Genomic DNA, 17,443 nt, shown 5'->3' on the forward strand with positions numbered 1-17,443 from the left:
TTCTCTTCGAACATGGGCAAGATCCTGCCAGGGGCACACGGGCGACGAGGACCAGTTCGACTTCAACCCGGTGAACCTATGCGGTCACGGCACTAGCGACAGGGCGTGCACCACATCGCGCAAGATCCCGGCGTGACCCTCCTCCACCATGATCGATCCACCGGCAGCGTGGCCGACTTTGATGGTGGCGTAACCTTCCTTTTCGGGATCTTCGGTCAATCCCAGCCGACGCAGCACGTCTTCAGGCGCGAGATCGGCTATGAAGGTGAAGCAGAACGCTGCGGGCGCCCATCCAGACCGACTCCACCATGCGTAAACATCCGTGGTCGCCGCACGGTCGCCGCGCTCTCGGATTGACGGCTCGTTCCATCGGCGACCGGAATTCGGTGACTGCAGCCTTCTTCCGTCTCGTCGTACAAGGCCAGATGCGTAAGACACGGCCACGTACGACAGGTGGGACACATCCTTACCTCATCGAATGTGCAGTCATCGCAGCCGCGAGGATACCGCCCGCGCGTGACATGGCGAGATCAGGGGCGCCACTGGGCGACGACCCCCAACTGGTGGAGGGCATCGACCCGAGCGACCGCCTGCACGGCCTTATCTGAGAATTCCGGCACAGAAACCTCTCGATGGTTCTCTTCCGAAGAGACGTGCTGAATCCGAAAGCTTAACAGGACACATGATCATGCTTCTGACCTGCAGCGACAGGCACCCTCTGCATAACGCCCACCTTTGACATCACGGTGCGCTCATCTCGGCCTGGTTCGCCGAGGACCCCACCTGCCTGACGTGGTCAAATCTGCCGGACTTCGACGCGGTGGCGCGGGCGTTCGGCGCCGATCCCGGGAGCCTGATTACAGGGGGAACCTCAGAAGTGCGGGATGGCCGAAGAAAGCCGACCTCCCGCTCAGTCGACGGTCATCCGTTACCCTCGCCCGAGTTGATCTTTTCCGGAGGAGGGTGCCGTGACACAGGAACCCGGATCCCCGAGGGCAGCGGTGCTGCGCTGTGGTGCGGTTCTGGCGGTGTCAGGGCCGGTGATCCTGATGATGTTCGGAGTCGGCAGGCAGAGCGTCGGCTGGTTCTGTTCCGCGACGGGCTCCGACCTGCCGGAGGGGCCCTATGCGCTGGAGAATGTGCCGGGAGAGCTGCTGTTCTGGGCAGTTCTCCTGCTGCCGGTCGTCGTGGCGGGTCTCCTCCTGCGCGGGTCACGTCGGGCCACGCTCACGGCGGTCGCCGCAGTCGGCGCCGTGCTCGCGTTCGGGCTCCTCATCGGGTTTCTCCTGCCGGGTCCCGACCCGTGCACCGGGCAGGAACGGGTGGCCGTGCCACCCTGGCCCTTGATCGTCTGCTATCCGGTGGCCACGGGGGCACTGCTCCTGACGGCCCGGTCACCGCTGCCTCCAAGATGGCACGGGATCATCCTGTGGGCGACCGCCGTCGGCGCCGCGGCGTGGACGGGGGCATTCCACCGCTTCACAGTCACGTACGACAGGTTCTTCATGGTCCTCTACACCCGCATCGAGGCTCCGGAGCCGTTCTGGGACGACCTCGCCCAGTGGTCCTGCGATGCCGACAGGATCGGCCTGCCGGTCGTTCTCGTCGCGTTGGCGGCAGCGGCTTCCACCCGCTGGGAACGGTCAGCCGGCACCGCGGTCGCGGCGGTTCTCCTCCTCTTCCCGCTCCTCGACGTCGTGTCGTACGTCCGCTGGTACGACGACGACTTCCAGACATCTCTCGTCGATTCAGTCCGGTGGCCGCTGCTTCTCGCGGCCGTCCTCGTCGCATCGGCCACCTGGATCCCCCGGCAGCGGATCTCCTGGGCCGAAACCGCCCGCCTGGCGCGACACATGATCCGCGAACGATCGAAGGGCACGATTCCCGGACAGGCGAAGCATCTCGCCATCGCAACCATGATCGCGGCCACCACCGTCTGGCTGGTCATCTCGTCCTTCACACCGACACGGTAGGAGCCAACGGCACGGATTCCACGGGGCGCGGAGCAACACCTGCGCCCAGAGCGGTTCACTACGAGCCAAGGCGCAATCGTCCAGGACCGTCCACGGCTGTCTTCCGGCCCTGGTCGAGGCCACGGGTGAAGGCGTACAGGTGGGCAGCATGCTCTGATCTAGGGTTGTTCGCAGCGGCGGCTGACACGTGGGCGGCGCTGGCCGTGACCGGTCAGAGAGCCGCAGCGCGGCCAGCAATCGCCCGACGCATGGCGAGACGCCGAAGGTGGATCGCCTTTAAAGACGTATCGAAAGATCTCATCCGGAGTGAGCAGACTCTGATGAGCTTGGGGCTGTAGTGGCTACTGGGGTCCCATCGGGTCCTGCGGTGCGTTCCTCGGCGGTGGTGACGAAGCTGCCCATGCCATGTTCGGTGCGGATCCACCGGTCCTTGCGCAGGGAGTTCATGACCTTTTGTACGGTCTGGGTGGCGATGCCGAACTCTTGGGTGAGGTCGACGACCGAGGGGATTCGCTGGCCTGGCTTGTACTGGCCGGCCTCGATGCGCTTGATGATGATGTCGCGCACCTGTCGCCACCTGGGCAGATCATCCCGCAACTCAGTCATGACCACACGGTAGGAGCCCGTAGCGGGGGCCGGCTACTTGTCCGCCGTAGTCTCAGGTGAGCTGTCTTCCTCGGTGTTGGTGGTGACGAAGCTGCCGAGGTTGGGGACGGTGTAGATCTTGCCTGCTTCGCGGAGGCGTTCCATGGCCTTGCGGATGGTGGGGCGGGCGACGCCGAACTCCTCCATCAGCTTGACTTCGGAGATCTTGAACTTGGGTCCCCACTCCCCTGAGTCGATCCGGGAGTTGAGGACTTCGAGGATCTGCTCCCAGCGGGAGCGGTCCTCGTCGAATTCCCAGGTGCGCGTGTGCTCGACGTATCTGGCCACGCTACGACCATAGAAAGGCACTTCACGGCCCTACACAGCGGCTCATGTAGCTTCATGGAGTTTCATGGAGTAGACAGGGACTTACAGGTCTGGTTACTCTCATCCCATGGCATCGGTAAGCGACAACCCAGCCCCGGGGCCGCTGGAGGCCGCCGAAGGGCTCCGTGCAGCGTTGACCCAGTACGGAATCCTGTCTGATGTGCATGACGGGTACGGGCTGGCGCTCGTGTCGGTCTGGGTTGATCTGATCGTGTGGTGTCGCGGGGATCAGTTCTGGTGGCGTACCGGCTGGAACCCTCGCCAGCGTCGTCCCGTCTACGCCCGTCCCCCGCTGGTCGAGCCTGACCGGGCCGCGCATCGTATTGCCCTGCGGTATGCGGAGTTGCGGCAGATTCATCCGCTGCCGGAGCCGAAGGCGGTGTATCCATCGTGACGACACCTGACGGAGGCGCGGGGTCGCTGATGCTGCCGCCTCGTTCGCCCGGGGTGACGGTCGGAGCGCTGGTGCGGCCTGCGGAGGATCTCCGGCTCAGGGATCACTTGGCCTTCGAGCGTGATCGTGACCAGCCGTTCCGGATCACTCCGGTACGGAGCGACGAGCACGGGTGTCGCCGCGTCGACCTTGTATGGGGGCAGGTCACCCAGCTTGGCCGCCTGGGGAGTGGTGGTCGCTGGTGGAGGCCGCCGACGTTCCTTCTCTCGGTCTCCTGCTCGTTCGCCTCGGATGCCTCCCTCATCACCACCCTGTTCAACCGTTCCCCCGTAGTCGCAGAACAGGTTGGTGGTCCCTTGAACGGGCGTGGCGGCGCCGGCCCTGGGAGGGGGGCGCCGTCACGCCTCAATCCCCGTGATGGGAGAGAACACGATGTCCGAACGAGATTCTCCGACCTGGCCTTTACCCGCGGTGGCCGGTGGACCGGTGATCGAGGGATGGCGGATCGAACAGAGCGGGTGGGGTGTCTTCTCCGCGCACCGCACCCCCGAACGCGTACTGACCGAACACGAGATGCTCGCCGGGCTTACCGGGCACCTGGTCGCCGAAACGGCCGAGGAAATCCTCCGGCTGACCGGCGAACAGCACCGCATCGAGCGCCAATTGAACAGGATGCCGCCGGTGTGCCCGCACTGCGGACGCTCCCAAGGGGACGCGCCGCTGATCGTGACGGCGGATGAATCCTCGGTCACGGCGCAGCGGTGCGCACGCAGCTACCCGACCGGGGCGGACTGCCTTCACCACCAGGTGGAGTGGACCCCCGATGGTGCCCGCTGTCGACAGTGCGGCACCCGGTGGCGGCCGAACCTGATCCCGGCAGAGGTAGCGGCTCGTCTCAAGAGCGGCATCCCTGCCACGGCCGACCGGAGACCCCTCTGATCTCGTCGACTCTCAGACAGTCGATGTAAAAGAACCCAGCGTCGGTGCTCGTCTCCAGGCCGATGAGCGTCGCCTCCCGCTACCGGATGCGCAACCAACCCAAACAAAAGCGAACCCGCCCGGCGCTTGCCACGTCCGGACGGGTCCTTGACCAGGAAGGCACTCCTGACCCGTGCATAACCTTAATGCTCCGGTTCTCGAACGGACCACCGCGAGCGGCTGCGGCTGCTTCGCCGATTCCCCGCCCCTGCCGATGGGATGCGCCGCCTGCGGGCACGCACCCTACGCGCACGGCTGCCCCGGCCAAAGCTCCGACCACGACTACGCGCAGCCGTCCGCTGTCCTGATGGCCGAGCGCCTGGAGGTACGCCGCCGACTCGACCTCGGCCGGACCCTGCCGACCTTCGAACCCGCCCGCGAGATCACCGCGCAGCCGACGCCCGTACCCCGCCAGGCCGACCCCGAGGCGGCGCCGTCGCGTACCCGGCCCGCCGGACGTACGGACGCACGGCGTCCGACGCCGGGTGGGATCCCATCCCGGGTGACCGAGACGCGACAGGATCGCGCGGTCCGCCTGGCGCTCGCCCGCGACCCCCTCTCCCTACGAAGAGCCCGCCTCGCAGCCCATACCGTGGCCCACACCTCAGCCCCTACGCACGAGCGCGGCGCCCCACCCCCAAGCCAGGAACCGCTCACCCTACGGCGAGCCCACACCGCAGCCCATACCGCGACCCCTACGCACGAGCGCGGCGCCCCACCCCCGAGCATCAGCCAGAAACCGACCACCCGGCCACCGCTCACCCCGCTGCCGGACCCTCCCGAGCAGCAGCACCAGACCCTCCGGCCGGGGTCCCCCGCCCCCGGCCGGAGCCACTCGCCGGACGCCTTCCCGCCCCGACGCCACGACCCGTACCGGCAGCAGCCCCACCGGTGGGAGACCGCGGCATGAACAACACCCCCACCGCCCGGCTGCGCGCCGAAGAGCTGGCCGCCGAGCTGGGCCGTACCCACGGCATCTCGGCCGACGTCCACGAGCTGAACTCCGGCAACGCCATCGTGTCCATCTACCGAGGACTGCTCGCCTACACCGACGGTGAGAACTTCTGGTGGACCAGCCCCGAACTCGGTCGCTCCGGAGCACCCCTGCTCAGCTCCGAGCCGACGCCGACCATGGCCGCCGAACAGCTCGCCGAGCACTACGCCATCCTGCGCACCCGTCCCCCCACCTCACTGCTGGACCGCGAGCTACCGAGGATGACCGACCCTATCCGGGCCGAGCATGTCGACCCGCGCTGACGAGGAGGCGGCACGAGTCGCCCAGCAGGTACAGGAGCAGGCACCCACCTGGTTCGTCATGTGGAGCCTGAGACACCGGCGCTTCGAGGCCTGGGAATGCAGCGACCCGGCCCGCTGCCGTACCACCCACGGACGCACCGCGTCCGAACTGTGGGACCGCATGCAACAGATAGACCTCGAACTCCAGCAGACCCCCGCCGAGGACGCTCCCCCGGATCCACCACCGGGACCGAGCCCCGACCCCCCGCCACCAGCCCAGGACGAAAGGACCCGGCCGTGATCCCACCCCACGGCACCCGACCGAGGCGGACCGGTGCCATCGCCGCCCTGCGAAGCCTCCGCACCGAGCTGCACAACCCCGAGATCTCCTACGTCGGGGGATTGAGTGTTCGTCAGAAGTGGCCCCAGGGGCGGTCAGGATGTCATAGCTCCTTGCCATCATGAGGGACGTGATTGCCATTGATGCCTCAGACGTTCCTGACCAGCCTCTTCGTACTCGGCTGACAGAGTTGCTGGAGGGCGTTGGCACCTGGGATAAGCAGGAGCGCGCGCACCTCGCCACGGCAGCGGAGTGGATCGCAAGCGGAGCTCCGCTGTATCGAACGCAGAAGCCCGATGTTCCGCCGATGCACCTGGTCAGTTACTTCGTGGCTCTCGACGAGGCCCGCGCGGAGCTTCTGCTCGTCGCCCATCGCAAGGCCGGCCTGTGGCTTCCCAGCGGCGGCCACGTCGAGCCGATGGAGGACCCGTGGGACACAGTTCTGCGCGAGTGCGGAGAGGAACTGCACACCAAGGCCGTCCCGTCGGCGGTCTCCGGAAAGAACCCGTTCTTCCTGACCGTTACCCGAACACGCGGGCAGGGACAGCACACTGACGTGTCATTGTGGTACGTCCTGCAGTCTGAGGCAGGCGACATCACCTCCTTCGACGAGGATGAATTCGAAGCGATCAGGTGGCTGCCGCTGCATCAGGTCCTCGCTGAGCCCGGGGACACGCTCGACCCCCACATGCACCGGTTCACCAGCAAACTCATGGCTGCCCTCGCCTGGTAGCCGTCCTCTCCGCGAGTCCTGCGGCCAATCCAGGTCGGGCCTCGAATATCGTCAACTGGGGCCATCAGACTCGTTCACAGCCACCTACGACGAAGGCCGGCTCCGGCTCGTGATCAGTGCCGAGTTGACCGTGTGGACCGACCATGCGGGCATGTTCTTCTGCTGGGGCAGCGTCCACCTGGAAGAGCCCGCCGACCACGCGCCGGTCAGCGACCTGCCGGCGGGCTCGCGTTCACCGGATCGTCCGACACGGCGGTGCGCGGCGTCGTACTGTTCGCCGCCTACGCCGCCGGCCGGGCCGCGGCCGTCTCCAGGAACCACGCCGCCGCGCTGGAGGAGCGGGCCGCCCAGCTCCAGCGCGAACGCCAGGTCGAGGCCGAGCGGGCCGCGGAACGCGAGCGGGCACGCATCGCCAGGGACATGCACGACATCCTGGCCCACTCGGTCAGCCTCATGGTCGTCCAGGCCGAGGCCGGGCCGGTCGTGGTGCGCAGCGATCCCGACCGGGCCGAGGCCACGTTCGACGCGATCGCCGCCTCGGGGCGCGACGCGATGGTGCAGCTCCGCCGGCTGCTCGGCGTGCTCAGGAGGGCGATGGCCCGCGAAGCCGACAGCGCCCGCATCTCGCCGCCGGACGAGGGGTCGTGACGGCGGCGTGGGTCAGCGCCGGCCGGAGGCGCAGGTGACGCAGACGTTGGTAGCCGGCAGGACCATCAGGCGCTCGATCGCGATGCGTTGCCCGCAGCTCGCGCAGATCCCGTAGGTGCCATCGTGTAACCGCTCGTCGGCGAGGTCCAGGTCGGCGAGGCGTTCCAGTGCCTGACCGAGGAGGGACTGGATGTGGGCCCGCTCGAAGGCGGTGGACGTTCCCTCGGGGTCGTGCTCGTCGTCGGGGGCCGTCAGCGCCGACGATTCGATGATCTCGTCCCGGTCGCGGCTCAGCATGGCGATCCGGGCCGTGGTCTTCCGACGGTCCTCGTCGAGCAGTTCTCGCATGGCCACCCGCTCCGAGGGGGAAAGCGCGGCGTCCCGATGGTCTTCGGTCATCACGGTCCCTCACCTTCCTGACCAGGTTACTCTCCGCCTTTCTGCCGGTTCGGGGGACCGGTGGCGGAGCACCTGTTCACAGGTGGATCGACCTCGACTTTCACGGTACGGCCAGATCGTCCGCCTCCCACCATCGTGACCGGGCGCAAGTTGCCTTGACGCCAATGACAAGGTTCTACCGTGGCTGCGACAGGCGAGTGGGGAAGGTCGTCGACGCATGGTGAGCGCCGCAGTACCGGCGACTGCCCATCCATCGCATCGGCTGACCAGCCGGAGGAGTGACGATGAAGTTCGCAGTCAGCTACAGCACGCCCTACCACGGCATCGACCCCGACAGGATCGTGGCCTACGCCCGGCATGCCGAGGACTGCGGCTTCGAGTCGCTGTATGTTCCCGAGCACATCGCGCTGTATCCCGGTGCGATGGTCGGCCGCTTCGAGCTCCCGCCGTCGCTGCCGTACTTCGATCCGCTCGATTGCCTGAGCTTCGTCGCCGCGGCCACCCACCGGATCCTGCTCGGAACGGGGGTGCTGCTGCTGCCGTACCACCATCCGGTGGTCCTCGCCAAGCGTCTGGCGACCATCGACGTGCTGTCCAAAGGGCGGATGCGGCTGCTGACCGTGGGGCTCGGTGCCCTGCCCGGTGAGGCTCAGGCGGTGGGGGTCGACTTCAGCACCCGTGGCCGTCGTGCCGACGAGGCGATCGACGTGATGCGGCTGCTCTGGGCCGGCGGCGAAGACGGTGTCAGCTTCGCCGGGGAGTTCTTCACCTTCGATGACCTGTGCCAGTTCCCAAAGCCCCATGGGGTCACCCACCTGCCGATCCACATCGGCGGATCGAGCCGGGCGGCCGCACGCCGCGCCGGGCGACGCGGCGACGGCTACTTCCCTGGCGGCGCGCTCGATCCGAACGAACGCGCCATCCAGCTGGACCTCGCCCGGTCGGCCGCCATCGAGGCCGGCCGGAACCCGGAAACGCTGGAGTACACGCGATCGGGGCCGATCGACATGACCATCGACCAGGTCGAGGCATTCGCCGCGCAAGGCGTGACCCGCATCGTCGTAAGTGCCACCGCCACCGAACCGGACCGGCAACGCGAGGAGCTGTCCGCGTTCGCCCAGCGGTTCGCCCTCCTCGAACACCTCCCCAGCTAATCCGGCCTAACGTCACCGGCACCGCACGGGCCGGACCTGCCGGAAATCACTCGGCCGTCTCGGCGAGCTCCCAGGCCCGGGGCAGCAGCCGGTCACCGGCCAGGACCTCGTTCACCGGCCCGAGGGTCAGCGCCTCCTGGGCGCCGATCGGCTTGCCGGTGTAGAGGTGGTAGGCGGCCCGCTTGGTACCGATCAACTCCTGCAGGGTCAGCTGCTGGCCGTCGCCCGGCGCGACCCCGGCCAGCAGGTGCGGGTCCACGATGGTCGCACTCTCGGCGGCCAGCGTGATGTCGCAGAGCAGCGCGAACTCGGTGTGTGCGACGCTGGGCCCGTTGATCGCCGCACACCGTGTCATGACGAAGTAGTCGGCGTACTCCTCGAAGCTCGGGCGCCGCACGTAGCCGCCTTCGCGGGCATGCCAGTCGTCCATTTCCTTGGTCATCTCAAACCACCTCCGGGTTAGCGGAGCAGTGCTCCGAATCATATGGAGCGCTGCTCCGCTTCTGCGATCCCCGCAGCGGATGGCAGAACGAAGGGCCAGGCCCGCATGCTTCAGAAGCCGACCGCGACCGGGACGGATACTTGATCGTGGCGGCTGCCCGGCGAGGGTCAGCTACCGGGCGGCGGGTATGCCTCGGGGTTCGTCCTGGGGTCGGGCATCTTGCTCCAGGACGGGTCGTCGACGATCTTGCAGGGCTTGACCGGACCGGTGACGAGGTAGCCGCCGAACTGCCACAGGGCTCTGGGCTTCTCCGGGCCCGAGGTCTGGTCCTCGTTCTCGGTGAACTCCATGACGGCTGTCTGCCCTGGCTTGATGTACTGAGGATTGATCCGCACCTCGCCATGGCCCATCCTGAAGGCCTTGCCGTTCGGCGAGTTTTCGATGGCTTCCCTCATCCTCTTCCGGACCTCGGGATCCTTGCTGCTGAGCTCCTCCTTGGAGAACGAGGGGCCGGCGTCGGTGGGGCCGCGGTCGGGGGCACACCGGGTGCCGGGCTTGACGTAGGAGACGTCGGCGGTCAGACCGAGTGCCGCCAGGTCCTTCTCCACCTGGGCGGGGTCCCTGAACTCGTTGATCTTCAGGGTGATCGTGCCATCGGTGTTTTTGGTGACCGCGTAGGCCGGGGTCCCCGCCCCGTTCAGGAACGGCACCGCGACGGCCGCCGCCGCCGCGATCCCCGCCACCGCCGCTCCGGCGAGCAGGCGCCGCTTGACGAGCAGGCGTCGAGCCTTGTTCCGGGCGACGATCTCGGCTTTGAGTTCCATCAGCACGTGCTCCTTGAATTTCATCGCATTCCTTCCATGACGAAGGGGGCTATCCCCGGCACGTTCCTGAGCGCGCGGCGGGCGCGATGCAGCCTGGCCCTGGCGGCCCCCTGCCGGATGCCCAGAGCGACGGCCGCCTCGCTGATCGTTAGCTGGTCGATGCCGACCAGTTCGAGCATCGCGCGATCACCGTCCGGTAGTCCGGCCATGGCCTGGAAGGCCCGCCTGGCCACGCTCTCCGCGTCGATCCGCTCTTCGAGCTGGGCGACGTCGTCGGAGTCGAGCGGCCTTCGTCCGCCTACCCGATCGGCCAGCTTCGTTTCCTTGAACGCCCGCCGCCGCTCGGCCGAGAGGGTGTTGCGAGCCACGCCGTACAACCACGCGATCTCGCTACCGAGTCCGGGCCGGTAGGTGTGCGCGGAGTCGAGCACCGCGACGAAAACCTCCGCCACCAGGTCGGCGACCGTGTGCGGATCATCGACCCTGCGGGCGAGGAACCACGTGATCGCGTCGACGTGGCGCCGGTAGAAGGCTTCAAAAGCCTCCGGGTCCGTAGCGATGTTCGCCTGTCTGCGACGCACCGGCCGTGCTCCCTTCGTCGATTACACCCCTTCTTGGTCGGCAGCCCGGAAAACGTTATGAGAGCAGACAGATAGGGCCAGATGTTTCCGCTAGGAGGCGGAAACCATGAGCAATGGCGGCCCCCTGTCCTCCTGGCGGGCAGAAACAAGGTGGTCGAGACCATAGGGAAGACGGTCGTGTGGGTGACGGCCGCCGCGAGTATCGTCGTCCGTCTCGTCCTTGTGGAGCGACGTCGGCGCTCTCTGGCGGCCGCGGGGTAGCCGTAAGATCCGCTTGCACGGCGCGTCCAGAACATCGGGCAGCGATCTCGAACAGGCCGGTACCAGGTCGGCGGATGCCCTCGATTCCTGACGTACCGCTCTCCAGCGAGAAAACACCCTACGTCCGGCTGGGCGACTGGGTGCCTCTCGTATATCGCGCATGTGCTCGGCGCTGCCGCCCGTCACGAAGGCCCACCATGAAGAAAAGGCACAGGGCCGAACGCCGAAGCAGGCAGGATGTAACCGTTACCATCTCAACTGAACTTCACTTTTCCGCTCAATGCCCCAAAAGGCTTAAAAAGGACGAGTGCTCTATGAGACGATGCGCTGCCCTAGCAGTCGCCGTACTGATCGCATCCGTGCCGGCCGCCATGAGTCCCGCCGCCGCGCAGGTAGGCGCTCCGGATCCGGTGCGCGCGCTCAAGCAACAGTTCCGACATGAGCACGGCGTTCGGATTTCCGAGACCAACCGCTTCTTCTTCGGCAAGAAGTCGACGGTCTCCGGGAATGGGATCTGGATCAGCGGTCGTCTCCAGTTCGCCCCATCGGGTCCGGTGGCTGCGGATTTCACCTGGTGGGACCTTTCAAAGCCGAAGAAGGGGCTCCCGTCCAAGAAGTCGAACCCCTACCGGGTGATCCGCGTCGGTAAGGACGTGTACGACGACGCTGACCGATACCCCGGACCGGTTCCGGATGGCAAGAAGTGGGTCCGGTTCCCGGACAAGCACAGGGGACGCATGAACCGGGACATGGCCCGGGCCGCCAGCCTGCAGCCGATCGACATATACGACTCGTCCATGATGAGGGCCGTGCTGAAGCGCTCGGCGAGCAAGCCCGTCTCCGGCGGTTTCCTCTACCGGGGCACCATGAGTTACCAGGAGCTGAGCAGGGTTTCCAAGAGCACCCCCATCGCCTGGACCTCGGGGAAGCCCATCGGCAAGAAGAGCAAGGGGAAGGTCTCCTGGCGACTCTGGACCGGCCGTGACGGTCTGCCCAAGCGCCTGGTCACCGCCGACACCGCGGGAGGGGGCAAAGAACCGCTGGTCAAGCGGAGCGACACGCGCTACACCGACTGGGGATGCCATCTCGTCATCACCGCCCCGCCCACCGACGAGGTCATCGACGAAGACGACCTGCTGGAGTACGCCCGCATGCAGAACACGCCCATTCCAACGGACGCCAAGAACACCTGAGGAACTCTGGCGATCATGGAAGATCGCGTCGGCGAGCTCGATACAGGTCTTCCACCACTGCCAGTTGAACGGTATGCCGGTGTTGCCGCTCGGCGGTCAACTGGCCCGCTGAACCGCGGGCACGAATCCGCCCCGGGCCTTTCCGTCACCGGCCAGGACCGCTCAATCATCCACCGCACCGTGCGAGTCGACGATCAGCACGACCGCACCACCGGCAGCGTCCACGGCGTCACCGGGACCATCGACCACCGAGACGGTCAGGCCGGCGAGGAGTTACCAGTCCTCACAGAGCAACGGCCTGCCCGCATCAGGCCGGAACACCAGAAGCCGTTCGATCGGGTCAATCGAGACGAGAAGCAGAGACAGCGACCTGGCGTTTTCACCAGGTATACGGAATGGCACCTGATGAGTATCCCCGTAGCGGAGTGCGATGATCACAGCACCGTTTTCCGAGAAGGGCAGCAGATGAACGACTGGTTCGAAGGTGACGCCGTGTCTGTCACCTACGTCCGCGATCTCTCTGCGGAGGAGGCCATCCTCCGCGTGGGTGCCACGATCAGCCCTGAAGCTGAAGCCGACGGGGAGGAAGGTGAGATCTCAGCCTTCGAGGTCGACGGGGGAGTCGTGCTGGCCGAGCCGAACGGCTTCGCCGGGACCCTGGAGGAGGTGATCGCACGTCTGTCCAAGGACACCGTGGCGGCCACGGTCTTCTACAACGTCAATCTGGATCAGCAGTTCGTGTACGCCGAGGACGGCGTGGTCGTCACCTCGTTCGAGCCCGACCAGCCCGACAGCCGCTCCGGCAAGGACCCCGACCGCTTGCTGCGGCACATGCGCGAGCTGGACATGGAGACGGACGGCGATCTGGTCAAAGCCGCCGAGCTCGCCCAGATCGTCACCGGCGTGAAACTGCCTGACGACGACGCCGATCCCACCCTGGTCGGAGTCATGCCGGAGTACTACTGACCGTCCTCGATGCGGCCATTCGACAGGGGACGCCAGCCGCCTCGCCGTATACGGCGGTTGCCCACCTTGCTCTACGGAAACCACAAAGGCCACTTCCGATGGTTGGGAGTGGCCTTTGAGCTGCTGCGCGGCCGAGAGGGCTCGAACCTTAACCTTCTGATCCGCAGGGAAGGGCGGATGCCTCGTCAGCGGCGTCTCGCCCCGCTCAGGCGGTAGATGCGGGTTGGTGGCGTGTGATCTGTGCCGTACACCACTTCCGCGAACGTCACCCTGGGAGTCGGAGCGCTCCTCGCCCTCGCCGCCTTCGAAGGATTCGTGGCGGTTCTCATCCTCCTGGACGGCGCAACCCTCAGAGACGAACTCCACCTGGACGCGACCATGATGATCCGGTGGCATCTGCTCGTCGCGGCGCTGTTCGTCATCGCGACCACTTTCCGGAAGCGAGCACCCTCCGCCAAGGCAGAAGAACCTCGACTGCTGTAGCGATCTCTTCATTACGGGGAGACGACAAGCAGATCACCATCACCGGCTCGGCCGCCTCTGCTCTGGCGGGCGTCCCCGTCCACGTCGTCGCCGCCCGGCTCGGCCATGCCGCCCCGTCCATCACGCTCCGCGTCCATGCCCACGTGATCCGAGCGGCGGAAGCCTCCGCGGCTGATGTCTTCGCGGATGCCGTCGGCGAGTAAGAAAGACACCCCGTTAGCAAGAAGGCCCCTGATGACGTAATGCCTGTTCAAGGGCTTTCTTGCAGGTGTGCGGCCGGAGGTCCTCGAAACCCCGACCTTCTGATCCGCAGGGGAAGATCCAACATCCTCACGTCATGCTGTTGACCAGGCGTTGGCCCGAAGACCAGAAGCGTATCGGATTGGCCTGGGGTCACATTGAGGAGCGATCATGCTATTGAGTCGCCCCAGCCCCAGGGTTATTGACCGAGGCCGCCGAGGCCACCAAGTTTGCCGAGAAGGTCTTGGGGGTTCAAACCGAGCTTGGACAGCTGTTCCGCGTGCTGGTCGGTATCGATCTGCGGGGGCAGGCTCTTGTCGGCTTGCTGCGCCAGGGCGTTGTCGCCGCGGGACCGGAGGAGCTCAACGATTTTGGCCTTTTCGATTTGCATGAGCGATGCCTTTCTGGAGATCACGGACGTCTGAGGATCGCTGACAGCGGACGCCGGACCGTCTGACGAAAGGCGGCCACGTCGCCCCGGCCGACAGCGTTGTTTCCCCTGTGCTGACGTGCCCCGGTTTGCACGGTGCCACTCCGTGAGGTGTTTCCAGACTCCTTGAAAACCTGATCATCCTGCTTTGTGAATACTTGGTTCGCGCCACTAGCACCCTTCGCACCGCTCCAAAAAGTACGGACCGCTTTCTCGGCTGCCTGAGCACGGTAGAGCCGTACCGGGGGGGCACGGTAGAGCCGTTACCGGGTTCGCCGAAAGCATGTATTGCCATCGCGCAGGGCGCCGGGCCTGGAAGACGCTTGTTCTACGGAACGCGCGGGGACGTGCTCGCGTCCTCCGTATCTGGCAGAAGGCCCGAGAGCTGGTCCTGAGCGCCCAGGATTACTCCTCGCCACTGGCCGCGCCCGTACGGCCTTCGGCATGTCTGCCTGTCCGCATGGCTCAACGCTGGCGTCTCACCGAAGCAGGTGGCCGAGTGGGTAGGCAACAGCGTGGAAGTCCTGCACCGCACCTACGAGAAGTGCCTTGTAGGGCATGACGAAATCGCCATGCGCCGGATCAGTGATGTTCTGCACCCTGGAACGCGGGAACCCATCCGAAAATACAAAAGCGGACGCAAGGACTACCGCGCCCGCCTTCATTGAGGGCTATCACCAGTTGGGATCACCGGCCTGCACAGGATCGTTACAAGACATCCCTTATCTCGCCAACACCACCCGCTTACTCTTTTCCCTGCTATATCCCCCAAGCAAGGACGCTGATGAAGCTCTTCTTCGCAGGCCTCGTGGCAACGGCCGCGGCCGTGTGCGCGGTGGCCGTACCCGCTCAGGCGGCATCCGTCGCATCCGTGCAGGCCGCTCCAGTGGACCCGGTGAAAGCCCTGAAGGCCCAGCAGGTCCCGGGCAAAGGCGTAAAGATCACCGAATCAAGCGGCATCACCCTCGATTTCACCGTCGACGACCAGGCTATGCAGGTACAGGTGAGCACCCGCACGGTCGGCACCCTGGCTTTCGACAAAGGCAACGTAGCGGCTGCCGACCTCCGTGTCCGCATGTCCTCACGCCAGAAAGGGCCCAACCCTCCCTACCGGGTCATCGCTGAGGGCAGAAACGCCTACGTGACCAACGCCGGCATCGCCAAGGTGCTTCCTTCCGGTCGTTCCTGGATCCAGTCGAAGGCCAGTGGGCGCGAAAACGCTGTCCTCAACATGGGTGTCACTCCAGCGGAGCTGCGGTTCATGCTGGACAACGCATCAGAAGTAGCGACCGGCCAATATCAGGGCACCGCCACACTCGCTGACTTCCAGCACGACAAGTCCGCGGGGGAAGGCAACGTCGAGTTCCACCTGTACTTCGATGAACACAACCTGCTCACCCGCACGGTCGTCGACACGACGGCCTACCCGGACGGCGACACCGCGGCCTATGACCAGATGGTCTTCCACACCGATATCAAGTATTCGGACTGGGGCGCCAAGGTGAAGATCGCTGCACCGGCGGCCGGCAAGGTCATAAGCGAGAAGAAACTCAACGCGAAGATCCGCAAGGCCGCCATAAAGGCTGGCTATCCGGAGAGCGGCCCCTTCTAAGCTGCGCCAAGAAGGAACCGACGTCGGCGGGCAAACCCGTGTACATCCTTCCTGCCTGAGCGGCGTCCCCTTCAGAGGAGCAGGGGAACTAATCGGTCACGTCCAGCGAAGTGGTGTATGAGTTGATCTCCGCGCCGCCCGAATCGGCCACGCCGACCCGTCCATTACACTCCGCGTCTACGCCCACGTGATCCGGGCGGCGGAAGCCTCGGCCGCCGACGTCTTTGCCAAGGTAATGGGCGAATAGCGGTGACGCGCTGTACCGCCGGCAGCATCGACGGCCAACGCATCAGATCAAGACACTGAAAAGCCCCTGAGACGGCGTACCTGTCCAGGGGCTTTCCGCTGAGGCGGGACGTTGTCCTCAGCCGTTGTGCTGATCGCGGATCACGTAGCGGGTGTGGGCCCCGTCCATCCACTCCCTGTCGATCTCCCTGCCCGTCACCCTGCCGACAAGCGCCAGGGCCGACGTGAGGCAGGTCGCCATGGGCGGGCTGTATCCGTTGTGGACAAGCCCGATGAAGTCCCCCCACTCGTCGGGGATGGCCTCCTCCCCGTAGTCCTGTTCGCTCTCCGTCCGGGTCTCCTCCCACGCGCAGTACTCCAGCCACCCCGCTGGCAGTTCGGGATCGTTCTCCCAGCCAGAGTCGTCCAGGTCGAAAAGCAACCCCTGCGCGTAGGAGTCGAGCGCGTGAGGATCACTTCCCCAGCGCTTTCCGGGGACGGTGACGTTGAAGTCCGTCACGTAGTGACCGTTGACCACGTATTCGAGATCACGCGGCCCGTTGATGTCCCAGCTCACCAGCAGCGCCCGCCCGCCGTACGAGAGCTCCCGCAGAGCCCCGTGGCAGTCGAAGCCCCGCACCTGGATGATCTGTGTCCAGTCCGCCGTCAACCGACCGGCCCAGACGACCCCCGAATCACCGTCGGAAGGCCGCCCGCGCAGGACGTCCGCCCAGGTGCACTCGACCGCGTCGTCCACATCCGCGACCGACACCCCCAGGCGCCGGGCGGCCTCCCACACCTCCAGACCCTCCACCCACGCGGCCGTGAACCACTCACCCATGCCGTAGGACCGGACAAGGTGCCAAAGACGCTCCGACCGCCGCATTCCCGCTCCCTGCCCGCTCAGTGCTCGTTCCTAGGGCGACTCAAGCAGACATCCCCGACAGTTCCGTGATCAACGCCATGCCGCGGTTCTCGCGACCGGATGCGTGCCGGGACGGCCGGTCGGTTCGGCTTCATCATGAGAGAAGGCACCGCAAGAGCGGTGAGCCCCCCTGTTAGCAAGGGTGTTAGCAAGGGCCCCGAACGACTAAGAAAAGAAGAAGGCCCCTGAGCGGATAATCCCTGCGCAGAGGCCTTCTTGCTGCTGTACGGCCGGAGGTACTTGTCAACGACGTCTGAATCTTGACCCCCTGGCGTCGCCACGGGGTCAGTTTTCACCCGCCGTCGACGGTACTCGAAACCCCAACCTTCTGATCCGTAGGGAAGGGCGGATGCCTCGTCAGCGGCGTCCCGGCCTGGTCAGGCGGTGGATACGGGCCGGTGACGTGTGATCGTGTAAGGCGATGTTGCTGTATG

At 65.9% G+C, this 17,443-nt stretch carries 23 protein-coding genes; 13 read left to right on the forward strand and 10 right to left on the reverse strand.

Translation table 11 applies throughout. From position 1 onward, the window contains the following. Positions 1-84: 84 nt before the first annotated feature. Positions 85-462 (reverse strand): DUF6461 domain-containing protein, encoded by a 378-nt coding sequence (locus IG98_RS54535; RefSeq protein WP_342666899.1) that lies wholly within the window; start codon positions 460-462, stop codon positions 85-87. 506 nt (positions 463-968) lie between these two features. Here IG98_RS54535 and IG98_RS0142020 point away from each other — a divergent pair. Further along, positions 969-1,973, forward strand: coding sequence for a hypothetical protein (locus tag IG98_RS0142020; RefSeq protein ID WP_157594850.1), 1,005 nt, complete (start codon positions 969-971; stop codon positions 1,971-1,973). A 297-nt stretch (positions 1,974-2,270) separates the two neighbouring features. Here IG98_RS0142020 and IG98_RS0142025 read toward each other — a convergent pair whose 3' ends face one another. Further along, a complete protein-coding gene (locus IG98_RS0142025; RefSeq protein ID WP_084196052.1) occupies positions 2,271-2,579 on the reverse strand; it encodes a GntR family transcriptional regulator in 309 nt (102 codons plus the stop codon). Positions 2,580-2,612: 33 nt separating this feature from the next. Continuing rightward, entirely contained in the window at positions 2,613-2,906 is a 294-nt protein-coding gene (locus IG98_RS0142030) for a GntR family transcriptional regulator (RefSeq protein WP_030925789.1), read from the reverse strand. 106 nt (positions 2,907-3,012) lie between these two features. Here IG98_RS0142030 and IG98_RS51595 point away from each other — a divergent pair, with 106 nt between their 5' ends. Beyond that, positions 3,013-3,339, forward strand: a complete 327-nt coding sequence (locus IG98_RS51595) for a hypothetical protein (RefSeq protein ID WP_157594851.1) — start codon at positions 3,013-3,015, stop codon at positions 3,337-3,339. Between the two features lie 462 nt (positions 3,340-3,801). On the opposite strand, the gene IG98_RS51600 is transcribed toward IG98_RS51595, so the two are convergent. Next, positions 3,802-4,002, reverse strand: coding sequence for a hypothetical protein (locus IG98_RS51600; RefSeq protein ID WP_157594852.1), 201 nt, complete (start codon positions 4,000-4,002; stop codon positions 3,802-3,804). A gap of 448 nt (positions 4,003-4,450) precedes the next feature. On the opposite strand from IG98_RS51600, the gene IG98_RS51605 reads away from it, so the two are divergent. The 5 genes from IG98_RS51605 (at position 4,451) to IG98_RS51610 (ending at position 7,274) form a co-directional block, all read left to right on the forward strand. Further along, positions 4,451-5,227 carry a hypothetical protein gene (locus IG98_RS51605; RefSeq protein WP_157594853.1) on the forward strand — a complete coding sequence of 259 codons (777 nt, stop codon included), beginning with the start codon at positions 4,451-4,453 and terminating at the stop codon, positions 5,225-5,227. Beyond that, positions 5,224-5,574 (forward strand): hypothetical protein, encoded by a 351-nt coding sequence (locus IG98_RS0142040; protein WP_030925791.1) that lies wholly within the window; start codon positions 5,224-5,226, stop codon positions 5,572-5,574. Before IG98_RS51605 ends, IG98_RS0142040 begins: the two co-directional genes overlap by 4 nt. Continuing rightward, on the forward strand, positions 5,558-5,854 hold the full coding sequence (locus IG98_RS0142045) for a hypothetical protein (RefSeq protein ID WP_030925792.1): 297 nt from the start codon (positions 5,558-5,560) through the stop codon (positions 5,852-5,854). The genes IG98_RS0142040 and IG98_RS0142045 overlap by 17 nt, the downstream gene beginning before the upstream one ends. A 169-nt stretch (positions 5,855-6,023) precedes the next feature. Beyond that, complete coding sequence (locus IG98_RS0142050) at positions 6,024-6,626, forward strand: NUDIX domain-containing protein (RefSeq protein WP_245651939.1); 603 nt, start codon at positions 6,024-6,026, stop codon at positions 6,624-6,626. A 255-nt stretch (positions 6,627-6,881) separates the two neighbouring features. Then, complete coding sequence (locus IG98_RS51610) at positions 6,882-7,274, forward strand: histidine kinase (protein ID WP_030925794.1); 393 nt, start codon at positions 6,882-6,884, stop codon at positions 7,272-7,274. 12 nt (positions 7,275-7,286) lie between these two features. Here the strand turns inward: IG98_RS51610 and IG98_RS0142060 are convergent, their stop codons facing one another. After that, positions 7,287-7,673 carry a TraR/DksA family transcriptional regulator gene (locus IG98_RS0142060; RefSeq protein ID WP_030925797.1) on the reverse strand — a complete coding sequence of 129 codons (387 nt, stop codon included), beginning with the start codon at positions 7,671-7,673 and terminating at the stop codon, positions 7,287-7,289. 284 nt (positions 7,674-7,957) lie between these two features. Between IG98_RS0142060 and IG98_RS0142065 the strand changes: the two genes are divergently transcribed. After that, complete coding sequence (locus IG98_RS0142065; protein WP_030925799.1) at positions 7,958-8,827, forward strand: TIGR03619 family F420-dependent LLM class oxidoreductase; 870 nt, start codon at positions 7,958-7,960, stop codon at positions 8,825-8,827. Positions 8,828-8,873: 46 nt separating this feature from the next. Here the strand turns inward: IG98_RS0142065 and IG98_RS46065 are convergent, their stop codons facing one another. The 3 genes from IG98_RS46065 to IG98_RS0142080 form a co-directional block, all read right to left on the reverse strand. After that, positions 8,874-9,269, reverse strand: a complete 396-nt coding sequence (locus IG98_RS46065) for an enoyl-CoA hydratase/isomerase family protein (RefSeq protein ID WP_030925801.1) — start codon at positions 9,267-9,269, stop codon at positions 8,874-8,876. A 167-nt stretch (positions 9,270-9,436) separates the two neighbouring features. After that, positions 9,437-10,117: a hypothetical protein gene (locus IG98_RS47875; protein ID WP_051753659.1), complete on the reverse strand. Its 681-nt coding sequence runs from the start codon at positions 10,115-10,117 to the stop codon at positions 9,437-9,439. Then, entirely contained in the window at positions 10,114-10,674 is a 561-nt protein-coding gene (locus IG98_RS0142080; protein WP_030925805.1) for an RNA polymerase sigma factor, read from the reverse strand. Before IG98_RS0142080 ends, IG98_RS47875 begins: the two co-directional genes overlap by 4 nt. An 815-nt stretch (positions 10,675-11,489) precedes the next feature. Here IG98_RS0142080 and IG98_RS0142085 point away from each other — a divergent pair. From IG98_RS0142085 to IG98_RS51620, 3 genes are all read left to right on the forward strand, one after another. Beyond that, entirely contained in the window at positions 11,490-12,128 is a 639-nt protein-coding gene (locus IG98_RS0142085) for a hypothetical protein (protein ID WP_245651940.1), read from the forward strand. Positions 12,129-12,143: 15 nt separating this feature from the next. After that, positions 12,144-13,094, forward strand: coding sequence for a DUF6461 domain-containing protein (locus IG98_RS51615; protein ID WP_157594854.1), 951 nt, complete (start codon positions 12,144-12,146; stop codon positions 13,092-13,094). Positions 13,095-13,334: 240 nt separating this feature from the next. Next, complete coding sequence (locus tag IG98_RS51620; RefSeq protein WP_030925812.1) at positions 13,335-13,577, forward strand: hypothetical protein; 243 nt, start codon at positions 13,335-13,337, stop codon at positions 13,575-13,577. Between the two features lie 11 nt (positions 13,578-13,588). Here IG98_RS51620 and IG98_RS51625 read toward each other — a convergent pair whose 3' ends face one another. Then, a complete protein-coding gene (locus IG98_RS51625; protein WP_157594855.1) occupies positions 13,589-13,789 on the reverse strand; it encodes a hypothetical protein in 201 nt (66 codons plus the stop codon). A 230-nt stretch (positions 13,790-14,019) separates the two neighbouring features. On the opposite strand from IG98_RS51625, the gene IG98_RS51630 reads away from it, so the two are divergent. Together IG98_RS51630 and IG98_RS0142120 are read left to right on the forward strand one after the other, a co-directional pair. Continuing rightward, positions 14,020-14,274, forward strand: coding sequence for a hypothetical protein (locus tag IG98_RS51630; protein ID WP_157594856.1), 255 nt, complete (start codon positions 14,020-14,022; stop codon positions 14,272-14,274). Between the two features lie 757 nt (positions 14,275-15,031). Next, positions 15,032-15,859 (forward strand): hypothetical protein, encoded by an 828-nt coding sequence (locus IG98_RS0142120; RefSeq protein ID WP_030925820.1) that lies wholly within the window; start codon positions 15,032-15,034, stop codon positions 15,857-15,859. A 364-nt stretch (positions 15,860-16,223) separates the two neighbouring features. Here the strand turns inward: IG98_RS0142120 and IG98_RS0142125 are convergent, their stop codons facing one another. Beyond that, positions 16,224-16,925, reverse strand: coding sequence for a DUF6461 domain-containing protein (locus tag IG98_RS0142125; protein WP_030925822.1), 702 nt, complete (start codon positions 16,923-16,925; stop codon positions 16,224-16,226). Positions 16,926-17,443 lie beyond the last annotated feature (518 nt).

Source organism: Streptosporangium amethystogenes, from assembly GCF_000721075.1.
Lineage (GTDB): Bacteria > Actinomycetota > Actinomycetes > Streptosporangiales > Streptosporangiaceae > Streptosporangium > Streptosporangium amethystogenes.

Coding starts and splice junctions, on each gene's coding strand:
- IG98_RS51595 (WP_157594851.1), top strand. CDS start 3,013: ATGGCATCGGTAAGCGACAACCCAGCCCCGGGGCCGCTGGAGGCCGCC.
- IG98_RS0142125 (WP_030925822.1), bottom strand. CDS start 16,925: ATGGGTGAGTGGTTCACGGCCGCGTGGGTGGAGGGTCTGGAGGTGTGG.
- IG98_RS0142065 (WP_030925799.1), top strand. CDS start 7,958: ATGAAGTTCGCAGTCAGCTACAGCACGCCCTACCACGGCATCGACCCC.
- IG98_RS0142025 (WP_084196052.1), bottom strand. CDS start 2,579: ATGACTGAGTTGCGGGATGATCTGCCCAGGTGGCGACAGGTGCGCGAC.
- IG98_RS0142045 (WP_030925792.1), top strand. CDS start 5,558: ATGTCGACCCGCGCTGACGAGGAGGCGGCACGAGTCGCCCAGCAGGTA.
- IG98_RS47875 (WP_051753659.1), bottom strand. CDS start 10,117: ATGAAATTCAAGGAGCACGTGCTGATGGAACTCAAAGCCGAGATCGTC.
- IG98_RS46065 (WP_030925801.1), bottom strand. CDS start 9,269: ATGACCAAGGAAATGGACGACTGGCATGCCCGCGAAGGCGGCTACGTG.
- IG98_RS0142060 (WP_030925797.1), bottom strand. CDS start 7,673: ATGACCGAAGACCATCGGGACGCCGCGCTTTCCCCCTCGGAGCGGGTG.
- IG98_RS0142040 (WP_030925791.1), top strand. CDS start 5,224: ATGAACAACACCCCCACCGCCCGGCTGCGCGCCGAAGAGCTGGCCGCC.
- IG98_RS0142120 (WP_030925820.1), top strand. CDS start 15,032: ATGAAGCTCTTCTTCGCAGGCCTCGTGGCAACGGCCGCGGCCGTGTGC.
- IG98_RS51615 (WP_157594854.1), top strand. CDS start 12,144: ATGGAAGATCGCGTCGGCGAGCTCGATACAGGTCTTCCACCACTGCCA.